15 protein-coding genes and 1 pseudogene are annotated in these 21,421 nt (G+C 70.7%); 10 read left to right on the top strand and 6 right to left on the bottom strand.

Annotated features, from left to right (window positions below; translation table 11 throughout):
- Positions 1-491: 491 nt before the first annotated feature.
- The 3 genes from G3I19_RS21160 (at position 492) to pepN (ending at position 7,821) form a co-directional block, all read left to right on the top strand.
- On the top strand, positions 492-3,824 hold the full coding sequence (locus tag G3I19_RS21160) for a S8 family serine peptidase (RefSeq protein WP_203599836.1): 3,333 nt from the start codon (positions 492-494) through the stop codon (positions 3,822-3,824).
- Positions 3,825-4,035: 211 nt separating this feature from the next.
- Positions 4,036-5,064, top strand: coding sequence for an aspartate-semialdehyde dehydrogenase (locus G3I19_RS21155; RefSeq protein WP_164265246.1), 1,029 nt, complete (start codon positions 4,036-4,038; stop codon positions 5,062-5,064).
- 180 nt (positions 5,065-5,244) lie between these two features.
- Positions 5,245-7,821 (top strand): aminopeptidase N, encoded by a 2,577-nt coding sequence (gene pepN, locus G3I19_RS21150; RefSeq protein WP_164265245.1) that lies wholly within the window; start codon positions 5,245-5,247, stop codon positions 7,819-7,821.
- Between the two features lie 117 nt (positions 7,822-7,938).
- On the opposite strand, the gene alc is transcribed toward pepN, so the two are convergent.
- From alc to G3I19_RS21120, 6 genes are all read right to left on the bottom strand, one after another.
- A complete protein-coding gene (gene alc, locus G3I19_RS21145) occupies positions 7,939-9,069 on the bottom strand; it encodes an allantoicase (protein WP_164265244.1) in 1,131 nt (376 codons plus the stop codon).
- A 78-nt stretch (positions 9,070-9,147) separates the two neighbouring features.
- Positions 9,148-10,065 carry a LysR family transcriptional regulator gene (locus G3I19_RS21140; protein WP_164265243.1) on the bottom strand — a complete coding sequence of 306 codons (918 nt, stop codon included), beginning with the start codon at positions 10,063-10,065 and terminating at the stop codon, positions 9,148-9,150.
- 114 nt (positions 10,066-10,179) lie between these two features.
- Entirely contained in the window at positions 10,180-10,410 is a 231-nt protein-coding gene (locus G3I19_RS21135) for a hypothetical protein (protein ID WP_164265242.1), read from the bottom strand.
- A 20-nt stretch (positions 10,411-10,430) separates the two neighbouring features.
- The gene (gene malQ / locus G3I19_RS21130) at positions 10,431-12,476 is read right to left on the bottom strand and encodes a 4-alpha-glucanotransferase (RefSeq protein WP_164265241.1); all 2,046 of its coding nucleotides are present in this window, start codon (positions 12,474-12,476) and stop codon (positions 10,431-10,433) included.
- Between the two features lie 24 nt (positions 12,477-12,500).
- On the bottom strand, positions 12,501-12,740 hold the full coding sequence (locus G3I19_RS21125; RefSeq protein ID WP_164265240.1) for a hypothetical protein: 240 nt from the start codon (positions 12,738-12,740) through the stop codon (positions 12,501-12,503).
- Positions 12,741-13,173: 433 nt separating this feature from the next.
- The gene (locus tag G3I19_RS21120; RefSeq protein WP_164265239.1) at positions 13,174-13,710 is read right to left on the bottom strand and encodes an HNH endonuclease; all 537 of its coding nucleotides are present in this window, start codon (positions 13,708-13,710) and stop codon (positions 13,174-13,176) included.
- A 329-nt stretch (positions 13,711-14,039) separates the two neighbouring features.
- Here G3I19_RS21120 and G3I19_RS21115 point away from each other — a divergent pair, with 329 nt between their 5' ends.
- From G3I19_RS21115 to G3I19_RS21085, 7 genes and pseudogenes are all read left to right on the top strand, one after another.
- Positions 14,040-15,113: a mechanosensitive ion channel family protein gene (locus G3I19_RS21115; protein WP_343235163.1), complete on the top strand. Its 1,074-nt coding sequence runs from the start codon at positions 14,040-14,042 to the stop codon at positions 15,111-15,113.
- Positions 15,114-15,356: 243 nt separating this feature from the next.
- Positions 15,357-16,565 carry an ROK family transcriptional regulator gene (locus G3I19_RS21110; RefSeq protein WP_164265238.1) on the top strand — a complete coding sequence of 403 codons (1,209 nt, stop codon included), beginning with the start codon at positions 15,357-15,359 and terminating at the stop codon, positions 16,563-16,565.
- 116 nt (positions 16,566-16,681) lie between these two features.
- Positions 16,682-18,016 carry an ABC transporter substrate-binding protein gene (locus G3I19_RS21105; protein WP_164265237.1) on the top strand — a complete coding sequence of 445 codons (1,335 nt, stop codon included), beginning with the start codon at positions 16,682-16,684 and terminating at the stop codon, positions 18,014-18,016.
- Between the two features lie 7 nt (positions 18,017-18,023).
- Entirely contained in the window at positions 18,024-18,965 is a 942-nt protein-coding gene (locus G3I19_RS21100) for a sugar ABC transporter permease (protein WP_164265236.1), read from the top strand.
- A gap of 5 nt (positions 18,966-18,970) precedes the next feature.
- Complete coding sequence (locus tag G3I19_RS21095) at positions 18,971-19,870, top strand: carbohydrate ABC transporter permease (RefSeq protein ID WP_164265235.1); 900 nt, start codon at positions 18,971-18,973, stop codon at positions 19,868-19,870.
- 5 nt (positions 19,871-19,875) lie between these two features.
- Positions 19,876-21,231 carry a 6-phospho-beta-glucosidase gene (locus G3I19_RS21090; RefSeq protein WP_164265234.1) on the top strand — a complete coding sequence of 452 codons (1,356 nt, stop codon included), beginning with the start codon at positions 19,876-19,878 and terminating at the stop codon, positions 21,229-21,231.
- Positions 21,222-21,421, top strand: a pseudogene (locus G3I19_RS21085) (ATPase); the annotation flags it as partial. The gene G3I19_RS21090 and the pseudogene G3I19_RS21085, both read left to right, overlap by 10 nt.

Genomic DNA, 21,421 nt, shown 5'->3' with positions numbered 1-21,421 from the left:
CGGTGCGGGTGCGGGTGCGGCGGAAGCGCCGCCGCCGGTCCCGACGGCCGTGCCGACACCGGCGGCTACGGCTGCGGCGCCCGCGGCGGCGAGAAGAGTGCGGCGGTCGAGGGTGCGGGCGGCGGAACGCATACGTGACATGGCTCGGTCTCCCCGGGTGCGAACGCGTCTGCAAGCGGAGCGGGGCTGGTTTCCCCGCTCCTCCGGATGGTTGGCAGCGGGCATGACCTGTGCGTGAACGAGGCCGCAACAGGCAACACCGATCACCGCACAGGGATCACTCGCGGCCCACAGGACAGGGGCACGGCCGGGCGCACGGCCCGGCGGACCGGAGTTGAGCGCTTCCGTCCCGCTATGGCCGGGGTGGCGTATGGCGGAAGGCCGCCAAGGAACATCCACCGGACGGACAACTCTCCCCAAGAGAGAGTCATTTAGGTAAAGATCCGGTCATCAGGCTCCGGATTCCGGACCTTTCCTTCCACATACCAGGGATGCAGATGAGCCTCGAATTCCCCAGCTCCATAACCCGGGCGAGACGCGCGGCGCGGGTCGTGTCCGCCGCGGGCGTGGTGCTCGCCCTCGCCGCGGCAGGCGCCGCGCCTGCGGTCGCCGCCGCGGGTCAGGACCGGCCCACGCCCCCGGGGGTGAAGACCGTGAAGCCCGCCGATTCCGCCGCGGACAAGCTCGGCGCGTCCGACGCCCAGCTGCTCGGCCGGGCCGAGCAGGACGGCACCAAGTCGGTCACCGTCATGGTGGCGACCGCCCCGGGCGCGACCGGCCAGGTGCGCAAGCAGTTCGACGCCGTACCCGGTGCGATCGTCGGCAGGGCCGACGACAGGCTGGGGTACGTACGGGCCACCCTGCCGACGCCCAGGGCGGGTTCGGCCATCGAGGCGGCCGGGAAGCTGTCCTCCGTCCATGGCATCGACCTCAAGCAGGAGATCGAGCTGGACGACCCGACCCCGGCCGGTGACACCGCGAAGGGCGCGAAGTCCAGGGCGTCGGCAGGACCGTACGCCGCTCCTGGCCGGAAGACCCCGGCCAGGAACCCGTACAACCCGTCCTTCGAGACGGGCGCGGTCGACTTCGTGCGGCAGCACCCGAAGTCCGACGGCCGGGGGGTGACCATCGGCATCCTCGACTCCGGGGTCGACCTGGGCCACCCGGCGCTGCGCAGGACCACCACCGGCGAGCGGAAGATCGTCGACTGGGTGACCGCGACGGATCCGGTCGCCGACGGTGACGGCACCTGGCTGCGGATGAACACCGCCGTCAAGGGCCCGTCCTTCACCGCCGCCGGCCGTACCTGGAAGGCCCCGGCCGGTTCGTACCGCTTCCAGACCTTCGCCGAGAAGGTCACCACCGGCGGCGACGAGGCGGGCGACCTCAACCGGGACGGCGACACCACCGACGTGTGGGGCGTGCTGTACGACCCGGCCGCCGGGACCGTGCGGGTGGACCTCGACGGCGACGGGGACTTCACCGACGACACCGCGATGAAGCCGTACAAGGACACGTTCCAGATCGGCTACTTCGGCAAGGACGATCCCAAGACCGAGGTGGCCGAGCGGGTCCCCTTCGTGGTCGAGAGCCGGAAGAACGTCGTCTACGACGCGGCGGGCGACACATCGGACTACGTCAGCATCGGTGTCATCCAGGGCGAGCACGCCACCCATGTCGCGGGCATCACCGCGGCGAACGGCCTGTTCGGCGGCGCGATGAACGGCGCGGCGCCCGGCGCGAAGATCGTCTCCTCGCGCGCCTGCACCTGGAGCGGCGGCTGCACCAACGTCGCCCTCACCGAAGGCATGATGGACCTGGTCGTCAACCGCGGCGTGGACATCGTGAACATGTCGATCGGCGGGCTGCCCCCGCTCAACGACGGCAACAACGCGCGCGACGAGCTGTACAAGCGGCTCATCGACACCTACGGCGTCCAACTCGTCATCTCGGCCGGCAACGAGGGCCCCGGTGTGAACACCATCGGCGACCCCGGCCTCGCCGACCATGTGATCTCCGTCGGCGCGACCATCTCCAAGGAGACCTGGGCAGCCGACTACGGATCCGGTGTGACGAAGAAGAACGACATGATGCCGTTCTCCTCGCGCGGGCCGCGTGAGGACGGCGGCTTCACACCGACGCTCTCCGCGCCGGGCGCCGCCGTCAACTCCACCCAGACCTGGCTGCCCGGCGCCCCGGTGAAGGAGGCGGGTTACCCGCTGCCCGCCGGATACTCGATGCTCCAGGGCACCTCGATGGCCGCCCCGCAGGCCGCCGGTGCGAGCGCGCTGCTCCTCTCGGCCGCGAAGCAGCAGCACATCGAGCTGCCCCCGGCCGATCTGCGGACCGCGCTGACCAGCACCGCCACCCACATCAAGGGCGTCCCGGCGCACGCCGAGGGCGCGGGCCTGATCAATATCGTCGGCGCCTGGAAGACCATCAGAAAGGCCGCGGACTCCCGGCAGGGCGCCGCGCACGAGTACACCGTCAAGGCGCCGGTCGACACCGCGATCGACGACGCTCTGAAGACCCCCGGCCACGGCACCGGCATCTACGACCGCGAGGGCGGTCTCAGGGCCGGGCAGCAGAAGACGTACAAGGTGAGCGTCGTGCGCACCACCGGGCCCGACCGGGCCGTCGCGCACCGGCTGTCCTTCCGGAACAACGACGGCACGTTCTCGCTGGCCGGCCCGGCGCGGGTGTCCCTGCCGCTCGGCCGTGCGGTGACCGTGACCGTCCGCGCGAAGCCCGCTTCGGCGGGTGCGCACAGCGCCATCCTCCAGCTGGACGACCCGGGGACGGCGGGCACCGACCGGCAGATCATGGCCACCGTGATCGTCTCGAAGCCGCTCGCCGAGCCCGCGTACACCGTCAAGCAGTCGGGCTCGGTGCAGCGCAACGGCACCGAGTCGTACTTCCTGACGGTGCCGGAAGGCGCCAAGGCCCTTGAAGTCGGGATGAGCGCGCTGCGGTCGGGCAGCCAGACCCGGTTCATCTCCATCCACCCGTACGGGGTGCCGGTGGACGACACATCGACGCCCAGCTGCTACCCGAACTACGACAACCCGGCCAACACCTGCCGGCCGGATCTGCGGTCCTACCCGGACCCGGCGCCCGGAGTCTGGGAGATCGAGGTGGAGGCCCGCCGTACGTCGCCGTACCTCGACAACCCGTTCAAGCTGGATGTGGCGCTGCTGGGCGCCGCCTTCGACCCGGCCGTCCGGACCCTCCCCGAGGCGAAGGCCGGCACTCCGGCGCCCGTCGAGTGGACGGTCCGCAACGGCTACGCCGCCATCGACGGCACGCTGAAGGGCGGCCCGCTCGGCTCGTCCGACGAGGCCACCCCGACGGTCGGGGAGGGGCAGAGCAGGACCACCACGGTCACCGTCCCCGAGGGCGTCGACCGGTTCGACGTCTCCATCGGCGGGACCTCGGACACCGGCGCCGACCTGGACCTCTACGTCTACCGGGACGGCGCCCAGGTCGGCTCGTCCGCGGCCGGCGGCTCCGACGAGTCGGTCAGCCTGCTGAAGCCGGCCGCCGGCACGTACACGGTCGAGGTGGACGCCTACGCGGTCCCGGCCGGGTCGACGACGTACAGCTACCGCGATGTGTACTTCGCGCCGTCGCTCGGTTCGGTCGAGGCCGACGCGTCGAAGGCTGTGAAGCTCGCCACCCGGGCTTCGGCGAAGCTCGGTGCCCGGATCGTCGCCGCGGGACCCGCGCCCGCCGGGCGTGAGCTCTTCGGCCAGGTGCAGCTGCTGAACGCCCGCGGCACGGTCGCGGGGACGGGCAGCGTCCGGATCGCGAAGGTCACACCGTAACTGTGCGAAACGCCGTAACCGTGCGGAATAAGGTGTGAACAACAGGGGAGCGGGGCAGGCGCCAGGATCGGCGCCCGCCCCGCTGTCCGTTCCCCGGACAATGGAGTGGACAAGGCGCCGCAGGTCGTACGCATGATGGTGCGGCCCAGCCGAGGCCGCCATGGCCAGCAATGACGCGCAGCAGGTGCGCAGTGAGTACGGAGGAGTCACCGTGAGGGTCGGAATCGTCGGAGCCACCGGTCAGGTCGGCACAGTCATGCGCAAGATCCTCGCTGAGCGGGAGTTCCCGGTCGACGAGCTGCGGCTGTTCGCCTCCGTGCGCTCCGCGGGCACCACCCTCGCCTGGCAGAGCAAGGGCGTCACCGTCGAGGACGCGGCCACGGCCGACTACTCCGGGCTTGACATCGTGCTCTTCTCGGCCGGTGGCGCCACCTCCAAGGCGCTCGCCGAGAAGGTCGCGGCGCAGGGCCCCGTCGTGATCGACAACTCCTCCGCCTGGCGCCGCGACCCCGAGGTCCCCCTGGTGGTCTCCGAGGTCAACCCGCACGCCATCGCCGACCGCCCCAAGGGCATCATCGCCAACCCGAACTGCACGACGATGGCCGCGATGCCGGTGCTGCGCCCGCTGCACGACGAGGCCGGTCTCGAAGCGCTGACCGTCGCCACCTACCAGGCCGTGTCCGGCTCGGGTGTGGCCGGTGTCGCCGAGCTGCACGACCAGGCGGCCAAGGTCGTCCCCGACGCCGACCGGCTGACCCACGACGGCGGCGCTGTGGACTTCCCCGAGCCCGGCGTCTACAAGCGCCCCATCGCCTTCAACGTGCTGCCGCTGGCCGGCTCGATCGTCGACGACGGCTCGTACGAGACGGACGAGGAGCAGAAGCTCCGCAACGAGTCCCGCAAGATCCTGGAGATCCCGGAGCTGAAGGTATCCGGCACCTGCGTCCGGGTCCCGGTCTTCTCCGGTCACTCCCTCCAGATCAACGCCCGCTTCGCCCGCCCCCTCACGGTGGAGCGCGCCTACGAGCTGCTGAAGGCGGCCCCCGGCGTGGAGATCTCCGAGATCCCCACCCCCCTGCAGGCCGCCGGTACCGACCCGTCGTACGTGGGCCGTATCCGCAACGACGAGACCGTGGAGAACGGCCTGGCCCTCTTCGTCTCGAACGACAACCTCCGCAAGGGCGCCGCGCTGAACGCCGTCCAGATCGCGGAGCTGGTGGCGGCGGAGCTCAGCGCCTGAGCCCACCGCAGCACTTCCCGGGGCCGTACGGGCCCCACAGTGAGCGCACAGCCCGCAGCCCCCGCCCCGCCGGAGCCGCCGGACTGTGCGCTCCGTCGTATCCGCCCGATCCGGCCCACTCGTTCGCCGCGGGGCGTGGAAGGATGAGCGGAAACGTCACATACCGAGGAGATGACCCGGGTGCCCGGCACAAATCTGACCCGCGAAGAGGCACGGCAGCGTGCGAGCCTGCTCACCGTCGATTCGTACGGGATCGACCTCGACCTCAGCGGCGCGCAGGAGGGAGGCACCTACCGGTCCGTGACCACGGTGCGCTTCCGGAGCGCGGAGGCCGGGGCCGATACCTTCATCGACCTCATCGCGCCGGCCGTCCACGAGGCCGTCCTGAACGGCACGCCCCTGGACACCGACGCCGTGTTCAAGGACTCGCGCATCGCGCTCTCCGGGCTGCTCGCCGGGGAGAACGAGCTGCGGGTCGTCGCGGACTGCGCGTACACCAACACCGGTGAGGGCCTGCACCGCTTCGTCGACCCGGTCGACGACCAGGCTTATCTGTACACCCAGTTCGAGGTCGCCGACGCACGGCGGGTCTTCGCCAACTTCGAGCAGCCCGACCTGAAGGCGACCTTCCAGTTCACCGTGAAGGCCCCCGAGGGCTGGACCGTGATCTCCAACTCGCCGACGCCCGAACCGCACGACCACGTCTGGGAGTTCGAGGCGACGCCGCGCATCTCGACGTACATCACGGCGCTCATCGTCGGTCCGTACCACTCGGTGCACAGCAGCTACGAGAAGGACGGCGTGTCCGTCCCGCTCGGGATCTACTGCCGTCCGTCGCTGGCCGAGTTCCTCGACTCGGACGCGATCTTCGACGTCACCCGGCAGGGCTTCGACTGGTTCCAGGAGAAGTTCGACTACGCGTACCCGTTCGCCAAGTACGACCAGCTCTTCGTGCCGGAGTTCAACGCGGGCGCCATGGAGAACGCAGGCGCGGTGACCATTCGCGACCAGTACGTCTTCCGCTCCAAGGTCACCGACGCCGCGTACGAGACACGCGCCGAGACGATCCTGCACGAGCTGGCGCACATGTGGTTCGGCGACCTGGTCACGATGGAGTGGTGGAACGACCTCTGGCTCAACGAGTCGTTCGCCACGTACACCTCGATCGCCTGCCAGGCGTACGCGGACGGGTCCCGGTGGCCGCACTCGTGGACGACCTTCGCCAACTCCATGAAGACCTGGGCCTACCGCCAGGACCAGCTGCCGTCCACGCACCCGATCATGGCCGACATCACCGACCTGGACGACGTCCTGGTCAACTTCGACGGCATCACGTACGCCAAGGGCGCGTCCGTCCTCAAGCAGCTCGTCGCCTATGTCGGCATGGACGAGTTCTTCCAGGGCGTGCAGGCGTACTTCAAGGAGCACGCCTTCGGCAACACCCGCCTCACGGACCTGCTGGGCGCGCTGGAGAAGACCTCGGGGCGCGATCTGAAGGCGTGGTCGAAGGCGTGGCTGGAGACCGCGGGGATCAACATCCTGCGCCCGGAGATCGAGGTCGACGGCGCCGGCCACATCACCTCCTTCGCCGTGCGCCAGGAGGCCCCCGAGCTGCCCGCCGGCGCCAAGGGCGAGCCGACGCTGCGCCCGCACCGCATCGCGATCGGCTGCTACGACCTGGACGAGGACGGCAGGCTCGTCCGTACGAACCGCATCGAGCTGGACGTCGAGGGTGAGCGCACCGAGGTGCCGTTCCCGCAGGACACCCCGCGCCCCGCGGTGATCCTCCTCAACGACGACGACCTGTCGTACGCGAAGGTGCGCCTCGACGAGGAGTCGCTGCGCGTCGTCACCGAGCACCTCGGCGACTTCGCCGAGTCGCTGCCGCGCGCCCTGTCCTGGGCCTCCGCCTGGGACATGACGCGCGACGGCGAGCTGGCCACCCGTGACTACCTGGCGCTTGTCCTCTCGGGCATCTCCAAGGAGTCGGACATCGGCGTGGTGCAGTCGCTGCACCGTCAGGTGAAGCTGGCGCTCGACCTGTACGCGGACCCGGCCTGGCGCGAGGCGGGGCTGAGCCAGTGGACCGAGGCGACGCTGGCGCACCTGCGGGCCGCCGAAGCGGGCAGCGACCACCAGCTGGCGTGGGCCCGCGCCTTCGCCACGACGGCGCGCACCCCGCTCCAGCTCGATCTGCTGGGCGCGCTGCTGGAGGGCGAGGAGTCGATCGAGGGTCTGGCCGTCGACACCGAGCTGCGCTGGGCGTTCGTGCACCGGCTGGCCGCTGTCGGCCGGTTCGACGAGGAGGAGATCACGGCCGAGCTGCAGCGTGACCGGACGTCGGCGGGTGAGCGGCACGCGGCGAGCGCGCGGGCCGCGCGGCCGACGGAGGCCGCCAAGGCGGAGGCGTGGGCTTCGGTCGTGGAGTCGGACCAGCTCCCCAACGCCGTGCAGGAAGCGGTGATCGGCGGCTTCGTCCAGACCGACCAGCACGAGGTGCTCGCTCCGTACACGGAGAAGTACTTCGCCGCGGTCAAGGGTGTCTGGGAGTCCCGCAGCCACGAGATGGCCCAGCAGGTCGCGGTCGGCCTGTACCCGGCGCTCCAGGTGTCGCAGGAGACGCTGGACGCGACGGACGCCTGGCTGGAGTCCGCCGGGCCGACCGCCGCGCTGCGGCGGCTGGTGTCCGAGTCGCGCTCGGGCGTGGAGCGGGCGCTCAGGGCCCAGGCGGCGGACGCGGCCGCGGCGCGCGCCTAGGAATGAGTGCGGGGCGGGGTGGTTCGGGGCCCGGCAGGACCTCGAACCACCCCGCCCCTTCCCTCTGTGCGGGTTTCCCCCCGGCCTCCGGACAGAGGTGTCAGCGGTGCGTGCGGGTCAGGACCCGTTGTACCGGCGGCGCAGCTCCGCCGTGCCCGCCTCGGTGAACGTGCCGTGCAGGCGCATCCGCGCCACACCGCCGTCCGGGAAGGTGTCGAGGCGTACGTGCGTGACGACCGACTCGGCGGCGAGCTTGAAGCGGTGCAGGGTGTCGGGCTGGAGCTTGGTGCGCGGGATGATCTCGAACCACTCGCCCGACTCGCCGTCGCGGCCGCTCAGCGCGATCCAGCCGGCGGCGTTGCCCTTGAGGTAGGCCGTGTCGATCTCCACGGCGCGGACGGCGCCCTGGGCGGCCAGCCGGAACCGCACCCAGTCGTTGGTGTCGCGGACGCGGCGGCGGCGGTTCTCCCAGCCGTCGTCCATCTTGCGGGAGGTGCCGGGCAGGATGATCTGGGTCGGCGACGAGTAGAAGCGGTCCGAAGCGTCCTCGTACGCGGCGCCGTTGAGCACCGATGCCAGGTCGACCGTGGAGAGCAGGCCGAGCCACTCGGGGTCGGGGACGACCTCGCCGTGGACGCGGAGGCGGGCGACGCCGCCGTCGGGGTGCTGGCAGAGCCTGACGTGGGTGTAGACGCGGTCGCCGGTGATCTCGAAGGCGTTGGCCGCGTGGCCGAGCACGGGGGACCGCGGGACGATCTCCTCCCACTTCACGTCGTCGGCGAGCAGCTCGTCGGGGCTCGGGGAGCCTTCCACCGTGGCGCCCTGGACCGATATCTGCTGCGGGTAGTTGCCGCGGAAGTGGGCGGTGTCCACGATGATGCCGCGGATGATGCCGGGGGCACCGAGCCGGACGAGCGCCCAGTCGTGGTCGTCGGGGGTCGGGAAGGGCGTCTCGGCGGACGCACCGCGCCGGCGGCGGGTCTCCCAGCCGTCCATGATCTTGCCCTTGTGACCGAAGTGCTCGGGGTCGAAGACGGCGCGCTCACGGACGAGCAGGTTCTCGCGCTCGGCGAAGAACTCGTCATTGGCGGCGACGACACCCGCACCGAGGCGGCGGTCGGCCAGGTCGACCAGCTCGGTGAAGGCGTGGTCCCCCGAGCGGTAGTCGGCGTACGGGTCGCCGCCGCCGTACGGGGCCGCGTCGTTGGCGTGGGGGTCCTGGGAGCTCGCTGCATCGGTGGAAGTCATGCTCCGACTCTCACCCAGAACCATCGATCACGTCCATCGAAAGTTTCCACAGAATCCATTCAGCAAAACTGAACGATGCTACGGGTGGCCGCCCCGGTCCCCCGCGACCTCGCGGAGCGCGTCCAGCACCCGGCCGACCGCGGTGCCCCCTTCGGCCCCGCGCCGAACCGCGGCGATCACATGGCGCTGCGGCTGGTCGGCGCTGAGCACCCGGGTCACCACCCCGGGACGGCGCTCCCCGCCCACCGCCATCCTGGGCACGAGCGCGACCCCCATCTCCGCCTCCACCATGGCCAGGATCGCCGTCCAGCCGGCCGCGCTGTGCGCCTGCTCGGGGACGAAACCGGCGGCCTCGCAGGCCGCCGTGGTGATCTCCGACCAGGGGCCGCTGCCGCCGAAGATCCATGCCTCGCCGGAGAGGTCAGCGAGCCGCAGCCCCTCGGCGGCGGCCAGCGGGTGCCCGGCGGGCAGCGCCACGTCCAGCGGGTCGGCCAGCAGGGGCAGTCGGGTGAAGCGCGGGTCGCGGGCGGTCGGGGCGTGGGCGGCGAGGGAGATCGCCAGGTCGACGTCGCCGCCCGAGAGCAGCTCGTACGCCTCGGCCGCCTCGGCCTCCCGGATACGGACCTCGACGGCGGGGTGGCTGCGGCGCAGCGCGGCCACCGCGGGGACCACCAGGGCGGGGACGGCGGTGGAGAAGGCGCCCACCCTGACTTCGCCCGCCTCCCCCTGGAGGTAGCCGGCCAGTTCGGCGTCCGCACGCTCCAGCTGGGCGAAGACCGCCTCGGCGTGCCGGAGCACCAGATGGGCCGCGTCGGTGAGTCTGACCCGTCTGCCGTGCGCCACAAGCAGCGGTACGCCGAGCTGCTTGGCCAGGTTGGAGAGCTGCTGGGAGACGGCCGAGGGGGTCATCCGGAGCACCTCGGCGGTGGCGGTGACGGTGCCCCGCTCGCTCAGGGTGCGGAGGATCTGGAGCTTCCGGATGTCCCACTCGGTCATGCCCGCAACCTATCCCCCGCCGGGCGGGGCACCGTCCCGGAGCGGGGCAGAACGCAGCGATGCCGCGGGGCCGGTCGGGCGGCTCCGCGGCACCTCAGGTGAAGAGGGCGGGTGTCACGCCTTCTTGCGGGACTTGTCGAGGACCATCACCAGTCCGGCGATGATCCCGAACAGCACGAGTGGTGTGATCACAAAGAGGCCGATCGTGTCGAAGACACTCAGGCCAGGACCGGGGTCGTCGCCGTCGTCGCGGGTCAGCGCGAGCGCGGGGGACGACATGAGCAGCATCATCAGCGTCGTACCGGCTGCTACGGCTCCGGCGCGCACGGCGTTCTTCTTGTCCACGGACCAAACGTAGCGAACGGCTATACGGTGTGCGCGCCCGGGGGTGCCGTACGCGGCCGGAACTCAGCCATCAGGCGGTGCAGACGGGGCGAAGCGGCCACTTCCTCCAGGGTCATGGGCCTGCCCTGCGGGTCGGCGACCGGCAGTCGCCAGTTGGGGTACTGGTCCCAGGTGCCGGGGAGGTTCTGCGGCCTGCGGTCCCCCACCGCGTCCGGCAGCCAGATGCCGGTCATCCGGGCCGGGGTGCGCAGCAGGAAGCGGTGGACCGCGCGGACTTCCCCCTCCTCGTCGCCCGAGCCCTCGGGCAGCAGCCCGAGCCGGGAGAGCAGGCCGAGCCACTCCGCGAGTTCGGCCTTGTCCTCGGCCTGTTCCTGGCCCAGTGGGCGGGTCAGCAGGCCCAGGCGGTGGCGGAGTTCGACGTGTTCGCCGGTCAGCCGGGCCGCGGTGGAGGGCAGATCGTGGGTGGTCGCGGTCGCCACGCACTCCTCGCGCCACCTCTCCGGCGGCAGCGGCCGCCCCGTACCGCTCCAGTCGCGCTCGAACCAGAGCACCGAAGTGCCCAGTACGCCGCGGCGCGAGAGGGATTCACGGACGCCCGGCTCGACCGTGCCGAGGTCCTCGCCGATGACGGCCGCGCCCGCGAGGTGTGCCTCCAGAGTGAGGACCGCCAGCATCGCGTCGGCGTCATAACGGACATACGTTCCAGTGGTGGGATCGCCGCCTTCCGGTACCCACCAGAGCCGGAAGAGCCCCATCACATGGTCGATCCGGATCGCGCCCGCGTTCCGCAGGATGCCCTTCAGCAGGCCGCGGTAGGGCGCGTAACCCGAGGCGGCGAGCGCGTCGGGCCGCCAGGGCGGCAGACCCCAGTCCTGGCCGCGGGCGTTGAAGGCGTCCGGCGGGGCGCCGACGGACATCCCCGGCGCGAAGGTGTCCTGCTGGGCCCAGGCGTCCGAGCCGTCCGGATGCACCCCGACGGCCAGATCGTGGACCAGGCCGGTCTCCATGCCGGCCTCACGGGCGGCGCGCTGGGCGTCGGCGAGCTGGCCGTCGGTCAGCCAGGCCAGCCACATATGGAAGTCGACACGGTGCTGGAGCGCCGCGCGGGCGCGGGCCGTCCCGTGCGAGCGGGGGTCGCGGAGCGGCGCGGGCCAGGTGTGCCAGTCGGGCCCGTGCCGCTCGGCCAGCGCACACCAGGTGGCGTGGTCCTCCAGCGGGCGGCCCTGGTCGGCGAGGTAGTCGGCGTAGGCGGCGCGTCTGCCGGGGCCGAGCGGCACCTCGTACACCAGCTCCAGGGCTTCCTTCTTCAGCGCCCACACGGCGTCCCGGTCGATCAGGGCGCCCCCGTCGAGCACGGCTTCGCGCAGCGCGGCGGCCCGGCGCAGATGGCCGCGGTCCTCGATGTACGCGTACTCGGGCACCGCGTCGACCCGCAGATGTACGGGGTCGGGGAAGCGCCGGGATGAAGGCCGGTAGGGCGAGGGGTCGGTGGGCGTCCCGGGCACCGCCGCGTGCAGCGGATTGACCTGGACGAATCCGGCGCCGTGCACCCGCCCCGACCAGGCGGCCAGCTCGGCGAGGTCACCGAGGTCGCCCATGCCCCAGGAGCGCGCGGACAGCAGGGAGTAGAGCTGCACCAGGAAGCCGTGGCTGTGGCCCGGGGGCTGCGGCACCCGGTCGGGCGCGACCACGAGTGCGGCACGCGCGGTGCGTCCGTCGGCCGCTTCGGCCTGCAACCGGTGCACGCCGAGCGGCAGTTCCTGCCACTTGTCGAGGGTGCCGCCCTGCTCGGTCTCGATCCGCAGCCGGGTGCCCGGCGGGAGGTCCCGCACGACGGGGGGCCGCTCACCCGGCCTGGCCACCACCGTCGGTGGCAACAGCCGGTCGGCCAGGGCCGCCTCGTGGCGGGCGAGCGCCGCGCCGGCCGCCTCCGGTGTCGACGCGTCGACGTCGAGCGCGGCGAGGACAGCGATGACGGTGGTGTCGGAGACCGGCACGGTGACGTCATCGGACGGTGCGTAGCTGGTGGCGACTCCATGCAGCGCGGCGAGCCTGGCAAGGCTCATGCGGACTCCCCGTTCAGGCTGCGGTCAGATCCCGGCAGCCGTTCCGTATGCGGTGGGCTCACTGGTCAACGGGGTGAAGTCGGCGAGCGGCGGCTCGCTGGTGAGGGGTGCGACATCGGAGAGTGGGGGCTCGCTCGTCAGCGGCAGCTCCATGGAGCTGGTGCTCGCGTCGGGGTCGGGCATCAGGTCCGGCACGAGCTCCGGAACGGTCTCCGGGACAGGTTTGGACAGGGCCGAGAGCAGAAGCTGCGCTGAAGCGGCCACGAGAATCTCCGTAAGGTCGGCGACGAGGTTGGACCCAAGCCCTACCCAGCGGGCGCGGCCCCATCCGTATTCGTCTCACCAACGTGCGCCGGGTCACATTCCGTTCCCCGCAGAAGAATTGTCCACACCACCACCGGATCGGGCAATTCCGGCGCACCGACCGTGTATCAGCAGGTGAGCGGATGGACTGCTGAGCAGACGGTCGGGCAACCCGACGAACCACTGAACCGACGAACCGACGAACCGGATAACCGAAAACACGCATACCCGACAAAGTGAAGACGTGACGAAGTCATGAAGTCATGAACTGGTGAGGTGATGAACCGATGACCCGCACGACTCGATGATCCGCACGGCTGACCCGCATGGCCGCATCCGCCCCGCGGCACAGCTCCCGCAGGGCGGAACACAGCACAGAAGACAGCCCGGACCGTCAGGCGGACACGCCGTCGATCCGCGCCATGGCGTCCTCCGCCCCGAACGGCTGCAGATACGGCAGCCAGCGCGGGTCCCGGTGCCCGGTTCCGATGATGCGCCAGGCGAGACCGCTCGGCGGGGCCGGCTGGTGGCGCAGGCGCCAGCCCAGTTCCAGCAGGTGCCGGTCGGCCTTGACGTGGTTGCAGCGGCGGCACGCGGCCACCACGTTGTCCCAGCGGTGCTGTCCGCCGCGGCTGCGCGGAATGACATGGTCGACGCTGGTTGCGACGCCACCGCAGTACATACAGCGGCCGCCGTCCCGCGCGAAGAGCGCACGGCGGGTGAGCGGGACGGGCCCCCGGTAGGGGACCCGCACGAACCGCTTCAGCCGTACGACGCTGGGCGCGGGGACGATGCGGGTGGCACTGTGCATGAAGGCGCCGGATTCCTCCAGGGAGACCGCTTTGTTCTCCAGGACGAGGACGAGCGCGCGACGGAGCGGTACGACGCCGAGCGGCTCGTACGACGCGTTGAGGACCAGGACGTGCGGCACGGTGGATGCCTCCTTGTACGCCGGCGGCGCGTGGCTCGCGCCGGGACGATCTGCTCTCAGTCTCTCCTCATGCCTGGTGGAAGCGCCACCAACGTCAGGTAACGGGCTCGGAGTGTTTTCGTCCACACCTGGCCGTTCCAGAGCGTTCGTGCACGGTTCCCGGCGGTTTTCAGCAGTCTTCAGCGGCCGCCGACGGGAGCCGTGCCCTTCCAGCCCGTCCCCCGCGTGGGATACGTCTCTCCGCCGATCGGGACGGCGGAAGCAGCCGTGATGCGCCGTTAGTGTGGAGGTTCTGCCTGCTTCCCCTGGAGGTTTCCGCTGTGAACGCCGTGCATGCCGTGGCCCGGTCCCTGGCGACGGGTGACAGCTCTCGGCCCGGTACGGCCGACACCCTCGACGACGCCCAGAAGTCCGCGACCAATGCAGCCGACTGGGTGCAGCAGAACTGGTCCACCTGGCTGTCGATCGGACTCCGGATCGTCCTGATCCTGGTCATCGCCACCGTGCTGCGCGCCCTCGTCAGGCGCGCGCTCACCCGGCTGATAGAGCACATGAACCGCAGCGCGACAGCCGTCGAAGGCACCGCGCTGGGCGGTCTGCTGGTCAACCAGGAGCGCCGCCGGCAGCGCTCCGAGGCCATCGGTTCGGTGCTGCGTTCGGTGGCGTCCTTCGTGATCCTGGGCACCGCGGCACTGATGGTGCTCTCCACGCTCAAGATCGATCTGGCGCCGCTGCTGGCGTCGGCAGGTGTCGCCGGTGTCGCGATCGGGTTCGGCGCGCGCAATCTGGTCACCGACTTCCTCTCCGGCGTCTTCATGATCATGGAAGACCAGTACGGCGTCGGGGACAGCATCGACGCGGGGGTCGCGACCGGCGAGGTGATCGAGGTCGGGCTGCGGGTGACCAAGCTGCGCGGTGAGAACGGCGCGATCTGGTACGTACGCAACGGCGAGATCAAGCGGATCGGCAACCTCAGCCAGGGCTGGGCGACAGCGGCCGTGGACGTCCAGGTGAAGCCGACCGAGAATCTGGAGCGGCTGCGCGAGGTGATCAGCGCGGTCGGACAGGATCTGGCCAAGGACGAGCCGTGGAACGAACAGCTCTGGGGCCCGGTCGAGATCCTGGGCCTGGACTCCGTGCTGCTGGACTCGATGGTCATCAGGGTCTCCGCCAAGACGATGCCGGGCAAGGCCCTGGGCGTGGAGCGGGAGCTGCGCTGGCGGCTGAAGAACGCGCTGGAGGAGGCGGGCATCCTGGTCGTGGGCGGCCCGGTCACCGTCGACACCGAGGAGCCGCCGGTCGACTCGTCGGCGTCCATGTCGGCGCCGTCCGCGCTGGCCAGCCCGACATCGCCGCAGTCGCTCGCCGCCTCACCGATCCCGCCGCAGAACCTCTCGAAGTAGCGGGAAGCGGCGGCCCCGCCGCGGGCCCGGCACGGCGACGCCCCGGACCCGCCCCCCGCCGTTCACTCTCCGTACGCAAGAGCGCCCCGCAGGACACGCGGGGCGCTCTTTTCGGCTGCCGAGGTAACGCTTTGGCCGCCGGACCGGAACAGCCCATTGACGCCCGGCTGACCTGCGGCCTACGTTCCTCCCACTGAATTGGAAACTTTCCTAACAGTGGTGCGAGGGGCAGGAGCGTACGACATGGCAGGTGGCACGACTCCAGGAACCCCGCGCGTGCTGCGGGCGATGAACGACCGCGCCGCCCTCGACCTGCTGCTCGAGCACGGACCGCTGTCCCGTACGAAGATCGGCAAGCTGACCGGGCTCTCCAAGCCGACCGCCTCCCAGCTGCTGGCGCGCCTGGAGGCAGCCGGGCTCGTGGTGGCCACCGGCACCAGCGAGGGCCGCCCGGGGCCCAGTGCGCAGCTCTACGCGGTCAATGCCGGGGCCGGACACGCCGCCGGGATCGATGTGAACCCGCAGCGCATCCGGGCCGCCGTCGCCGACATCACCGGCCGCACCGTCGGCGAGTTCCGCCTCGCGACCCCCGGCAGACGCGGCACGGGCGTCGTCCGGCAGGTCACCGACGCCCTGGACGGCGCCACGAAGGCCGCTGGACTGGTACGGGCCGATCTGCGCCGGGTCGTGGTGGGCACCCCCGGCGCCTTCGACCCGAACACCGGCCGGCTCCGGTACGCCTCCCATCTGCCGGGCTGGCACTCCCCCACGCTGCTCGACGAGCTGGCGGCGGCGCTGCCGATGCCCGTCGAGTACGAGAACGACGTCAATCTGGCCGCAGTCGCCGAACAGCGGCTGGGCGCCGCCCGCGGCCACGAGGACTTCGTCCTGCTCTGGAACGAGGAGGGCGTCGGCGCCGCCGTCGTGCTCGGTGGCCGGCTGCACCGCGGCTTCACCGGCGGCGCGGGCGAGGTCGGCTTCATGCCGGTGCCCGGTGCCCCGCTGGTGCGCCAGGTGACCAAGGCGAACGCGGGCGGCTTCCAGGAGCTCGCCGGCTCCCAGGCGCTGGCCAGGCTGGCCAGGGAGCTGGGCATCGAGGGCATCGGCAGCGGTCCGCACACCGAGGTGGCGAGCGCGCTGATCAGCGAGGCCGCGCGCGCCGGCGCGGGACCGTACCGCCGTCTCCTGGAGGTCTTCGCCACCGCGGTGGCCACCGGTCTGGCCTCGCTGGTGGCCGTGCTCGACCCCGAACTCCTGGTCCTCTCCGGCGATCTGCTCGTCGCGGGCGGCGAACCGCTGCGTGAACTCGTCCAGCGCGAGCTGGCCGAGCTGGCCGCTTCCCGGCCCCGGCTCGTCCTCGGCTCCGTACGGGACCGGCCCGTCCTGCGCGGAGCGCTGGAGAGCGCGCTCGCCACCACCCGCGACGAGGTCTTCGACACCTCGGCGCACTGACCCCCGCGGAGCACCGGCTCCGTTCCCTGCTCCCGTACCCCCGCACCCGTTCGCTTTCCCAGCACCCCCGCGCGTACCCCGCAACAGCCCCAGATCCGCCAGAGGGAGATTCCGTCATGCCCAGAAACCGCCGACTGGCCACGGCCGTCGTCGCTGCCGCGTCCCTGTCCCTGCTCGCCTCGGCCTGTACCGGCCAGAGTTCGGGCGGCGCCGACGACGATGTGAACGCGCGGACCACCATCACCTTCTGGCACGGCTGGAGCGCCGCGAGCGAGGTCAAGGCGATCCAGGCGGACGTCGACCGCTTCGAGAAGATCCACCCGAACATCAAGGTGAAGGTCGTCGGCAACATGACCGACGACAAGATCAACCAGGCGCTGCGGGGCGGCGGTTCGGACGCCCCCGACGTCGTCTCCTCCTTCACCACCGACAACGTCGGCAAGTTCTGCTCGTCCGGTGCCTTCGCGGACCTCGAGCCGTTCCTCGCGAAGTCGGGGATCGACCTGGACAGGACCTTCTCCAAGCCGCTCCAGGACTACACGCAGTTCAACGGGGTGCGCTGCACGCTGCCGCTGCTCAGCGACGCGTACGCGCTCTACTACAACAAGGCCGCCTTCAAGGCCGCCGGGATCACCGCGCCGCCGAAGACCTGGACCGAGTTCGACCGGGACGCCGTCAAGCTGACGAAGCCCGAGGGCGGCTCGTACCGGCAGCTCGGCTTCATGCCGACCTTCCACGGCTACGAGTCGACGCCCAGCCACATGGTGGCGCAGTGGAGCCCCACGTACGTCGGCAAGGACGGCAAGTCCGACGTGGCCAGGGACCCCGCCTTCGCGAAGATGTTCAGCTGGCAGCAGGGCCTGGTGAAGAAGCTGGGCGGCTTCGGCAAGCTGGAGAAGTTCCGGGCCACGTTCGGTGACGAGTGGGGCGCCAAGCACCCCTTCCAGACCGGCCAGGTCGCCATGCAGGTCGACGGCGAGTGGCGGCTCGGGATGGCCGAGGACGCCAAGTCGAAGGTGGACATCGGCATCGCGCCGCTGCCGGTCCCCGACGACCAGGCCGCCTCGTACGGCAAGGGCTACATCACCGGCACGATCGCCGGTATCGCGTCGACCAGCAAGAAGCAGAACGCCTCCTGGGAGTTCGTGAAGTACATCACCACCGACACCGACGCGGTCGTGGACTTCGCCAACGACATCCACAACATCCCGTCCACGCTGGCCGCGCTGAAGTCGCCGAAGCTGAAGTTCGACCCGCGGCTGAAGACGTTCCTGGACATCGCGCGGAACCCGGCCTCCACCACCACTCCCCCGTCGGTCAACGGCGGCACCTACCAGGTGACCCTCCAGGACTTCGGTTACGACTTCGAGTCCGGCAGGGCGAAGGATCTGCAGGCCGGTCTGCGGAAGACCGCGTCGCAGATCGACAAGGACAACGAGAAGGCGAAGTAGCCTCGCCATGACCACGTACACCCCGCGATCGAAGCGCCGCCGGGCGGCGGTGCGCACGGCGGCCTTCATGTCGCCCTGGCTCATCGGGTTCGCTGTCTTCTTCGTCTATCCGCTGGTCTCGACCGTCTACTTCTCCTTCACGAAGTACGACGGCTTCAAGGCCCCGGCGTTCAACGGCCTGACGAACTGGACGTACGTCTTCACCGAGTACCCGGACTTCTGGCCCGCGATGCGCAACACCCTCTGGCTGGTGGTCGTGATGGTCGCCTGCCGGGTGGTCTTCGGGCTCGGCATCGGGATGCTGATCACGAAGATCAAGACGGGTGCCGGGATCTTCCGGACTCTCTTCTATCTGCCGTATCTGGCGCCGCCGGTGGCCGCGACGCTGGCCTTCGTCTTCCTGCTCAACCCGGGGACCGGGCCGGTCAATTCGATCCTCGGTGACATCGGGCTGCCGACGCCCGGCTGGTTCACCGACGCCACCTGGTCGAAGCCCGCGCTCACCATGCTGGCGGTGTGGGGCATCGGCGACCTGATGGTGATCTTCATGGCCGCGCTCCTCGACGTACCGAAGGAGCAGTACGAGGCGGCGGAGCTGGACGGCGCGTCCGCGGTGCAGCGCTTCCGGTTCGTGACGCTGCCGAACATCTCGCCGATCATCATGTTCGCCGTGGTCACCGGGGTCATCCAGGCCATGCAGTACTACACCCAGCCCCTGGTGGCCGGGAAGGTCGCATCGGGGATCATCGGCGGCTCCGGGCAGCAGTTCTCGCCCGGCTTCCCCGACAAATCGACTCTGACCCTGCCGCAGCTCGTCTACACGCTCGGCTTCCAGCGCTTCGACTACGGCTCCGCCTGTGTGGTCGCGCTCGTCCTCTTCGCCCTGGCCATGGCGTTCACCGCACTGCTGATGCGGCGCCGCAGCGGGCTCGTACAGGCAGGTGACTGACCGTCATGACACAGCTCACCCAGGCCGCCGGGAGCCCGGCCGCCGCCCTCGGGGCCGACCGGGCGCAGCGGACCGCCCGCCGCAGGACCCTGCTGCACTGGATCGCCGTGCACGCGCTGGGCGTGGCGGCGGCGCTCTTCTTCGTGCTGCCGTTCGTCTTCGTGGTCCTCACCTCGCTGATGAGCGACCAGCAGGCGCTCACCCGCGACCTGTGGCCGCATACGTTCGAGTGGTCCAACTACCGCAAGGTCTTCGACACTCCGGGCTTTCTGTCCTGGTGGCGGAACACCCTGCTGTACGCGGGGCTCGGCACCGTACTGACCGTGGTGTCGTCCCTGCCCGTGGCGTACGCCCTCGCCAAGTTCCGCTTCCGGGGCCGGCGTCTGTCGCTGATGCTCGTCATCTCGATGATGATGCTGCCGCCGCAGGTCGTCATCATCCCGATGTACCTGTTCTGGGCGAAGCAGCTCGATCTGTCGGGGACGCTCTGGCCGCTGATCATCCCGATGGCGTTCGGCGACGCGTTCTCCATCTTCCTGCTGCGGCAGTTCCTGCTGACCATCCCCGACGAGTACATCGACGCGGCCAGGGTCGACGGCTGCGGCGAACTGCGCACCCTGCTGAAGGTCATCGTCCCGATGGCCAGACCGGGGATCGCCGCCGTCGCGCTCTTCCAGTTCTTCTACGCCTGGAACGACTACTTCGGCCCGCAGATCTACACCTCGGAGAACCCGGCCGCCTGGACGCTCTCCTACGGCCTTGAGTCCTTCAAGGGCGCACACCATACCGACTGGAATCTGACCATGGCCGCGACCGTGCTGGTCATGGCCCCTGTGATCCTCGTCTTCTTCTTCGCACAGAAGGCATTCGTCGAGGGCGTCACACTGACCGGAGTGAAGGGTTAGCTGAAATGAAGCTCGCAGTAGTGGGGGGCGGGTCCACCTACACGCCCGAACTCATCGACGGTTTCGCGCGGTTGCGTGACACGCTGCCGGTCACCGAGCTGGTGCTCGTCGACCCGGCGGCCGACCGTCTGGAGCTGGTGGGCGGCCTGGCCCGGCGGATCTTCGCCAAGCAGGGGCACCCGGGCGTCATCACGACGACGTCGGACCTCGACGCGGGCGTCGAAGGCGCCGACGCGGTCCTGCTCCAGCTGCGCGTCGGCGGCCAGGCCGCCCGGCAGCAGGACGAGACCTGGCCGCTGGAGTGCGGCTGCGTCGGGCAGGAGACGACGGGCGCGGGCGGCCTGGCCAAGGCCATGCGTACGGTGCCGGTGGTGCTGGACATCGCCGAGCGCGTACGGCGGACCAACCCCGACGCCTGGATCATCGACTTCACCAACCCGGTGGGCATCGTCACCCGGGCGCTGCTCCAGGCCGGGCACAAGGCCGTCGGGCTCTGCAACGTCGCCATCGGCTTCCAGCGGAAGTTCGCCGCGCACCTCGATGTCGCGCCGTCCGATGTGTTCCTCGACCATGTCGGGCTCAACCACCTCAGCTGGGAGCTGGGTGTCCGCATCGGCGGCCCGGAAGGCACGGACGTCCTGCCGAAGCTGCTGGGCGAGCACGGCGACGCGATCGCCGGCGACCTGCGGCTGCCGCGCCCGGTGCTGGACCGGCTCGGCGTGGTGCCCTCGTACTACCTGCGCTACTTCTACGCGCACGACGAGGTCGTCAGGGAGCTGGGCAGCAAGCCGTCGCGGGCCGCCGAGGTGGCCGCGATGGAGAAGGAGCTGCTCGCCATGTACGGCGACCCGAAGCTGGCCGAGAAGCCCGCGCTGCTCGCCGAGCGGGGCGGCGCCTTCTACTCGGAGGCGGCGGTCGACCTGGCGTCGTCGCTGCTCGGGGGAGAGCTCGGGGGAGAGCTCGGGGGAGAGCTCGGGGGAGAGCGGAGCGGGGCCGAAGGCGCCTCGGGCAAGGGTGGTGGCGGGCGACGGGCGGGCGGATCGCGGTACCAGGTCGTCAATACGTACAACAACGGGACCCTGCCGTTCCTCCCCGACGACGCCGTGATCGAGGTGCAGGCGGCGGTGGACGGCAACGGCGCGACCCCGCTGGCCGTGCCCGCGCTCGACCCGCTGTACGCCGGTCTCGTCGCGAACGTCACGGCGTACGAGGACCTCGCCCTGGAAGCGGCGCTGCGCGGCGGCCGTGACCGGGTCTTCCGGGCACTCCTCGCGCACCCGCTGATCGGGCAGTACGCGTACGCCGACGCGCTGACGGACCAGCTCATCGCGCACAACCGGGAGCACTTCGCGTGGGCCTGACAGCAGGTGTGCTGGCGATCGACGCCGGCAACAGCAAGACGGACGTGGCCGTCATCGCGGCGGACGGCACCGTCCTTGGCCGGGGCCGCTCCGGCGGCTTCCAGCCGCCGGTGGTGGGGGTCGAGGCTGCGGTGGACGTGCTGGCCGCGGCGGTGGGAGTGGCGGTCGCGGAGGCGGCGGGGGCGAGATT

The organism is Streptomyces sp. SID10853, from assembly GCF_010548145.1.
GTDB lineage: Bacteria > Actinomycetota > Actinomycetes > Streptomycetales > Streptomycetaceae > Streptomyces.
This window is presented reverse-complemented; position numbering and strand designations above follow the sequence as displayed.

Bases quoted from the DNA above. Each gene is read 5' to 3' on its own strand.
- G3I19_RS21100 (WP_164265236.1), top strand. From the start codon at position 18,024: ATGACCACGTACACCCCGCGATCGAAGCGCCGCCGGGCGGCGGTGCGC.
- G3I19_RS21160 (WP_203599836.1), top strand. From the start codon at position 492: ATGCAGATGAGCCTCGAATTCCCCAGCTCCATAACCCGGGCGAGACGC.
- malQ (WP_164265241.1), bottom strand. From the start codon at position 12,476: ATGAGCCTTGCCAGGCTCGCCGCGCTGCATGGAGTCGCCACCAGCTAC.
- G3I19_RS21095 (WP_164265235.1), top strand. From the start codon at position 18,971: ATGACACAGCTCACCCAGGCCGCCGGGAGCCCGGCCGCCGCCCTCGGG.
- G3I19_RS21110 (WP_164265238.1), top strand. From the start codon at position 15,357: ATGGCAGGTGGCACGACTCCAGGAACCCCGCGCGTGCTGCGGGCGATG.
- G3I19_RS21140 (WP_164265243.1), bottom strand. From the start codon at position 10,065: ATGACCGAGTGGGACATCCGGAAGCTCCAGATCCTCCGCACCCTGAGC.
- alc (WP_164265244.1), bottom strand. From the start codon at position 9,069: ATGACTTCCACCGATGCAGCGAGCTCCCAGGACCCCCACGCCAACGAC.
- G3I19_RS21105 (WP_164265237.1), top strand. From the start codon at position 16,682: ATGCCCAGAAACCGCCGACTGGCCACGGCCGTCGTCGCTGCCGCGTCC.
- G3I19_RS21090 (WP_164265234.1), top strand. From the start codon at position 19,876: ATGAAGCTCGCAGTAGTGGGGGGCGGGTCCACCTACACGCCCGAACTC.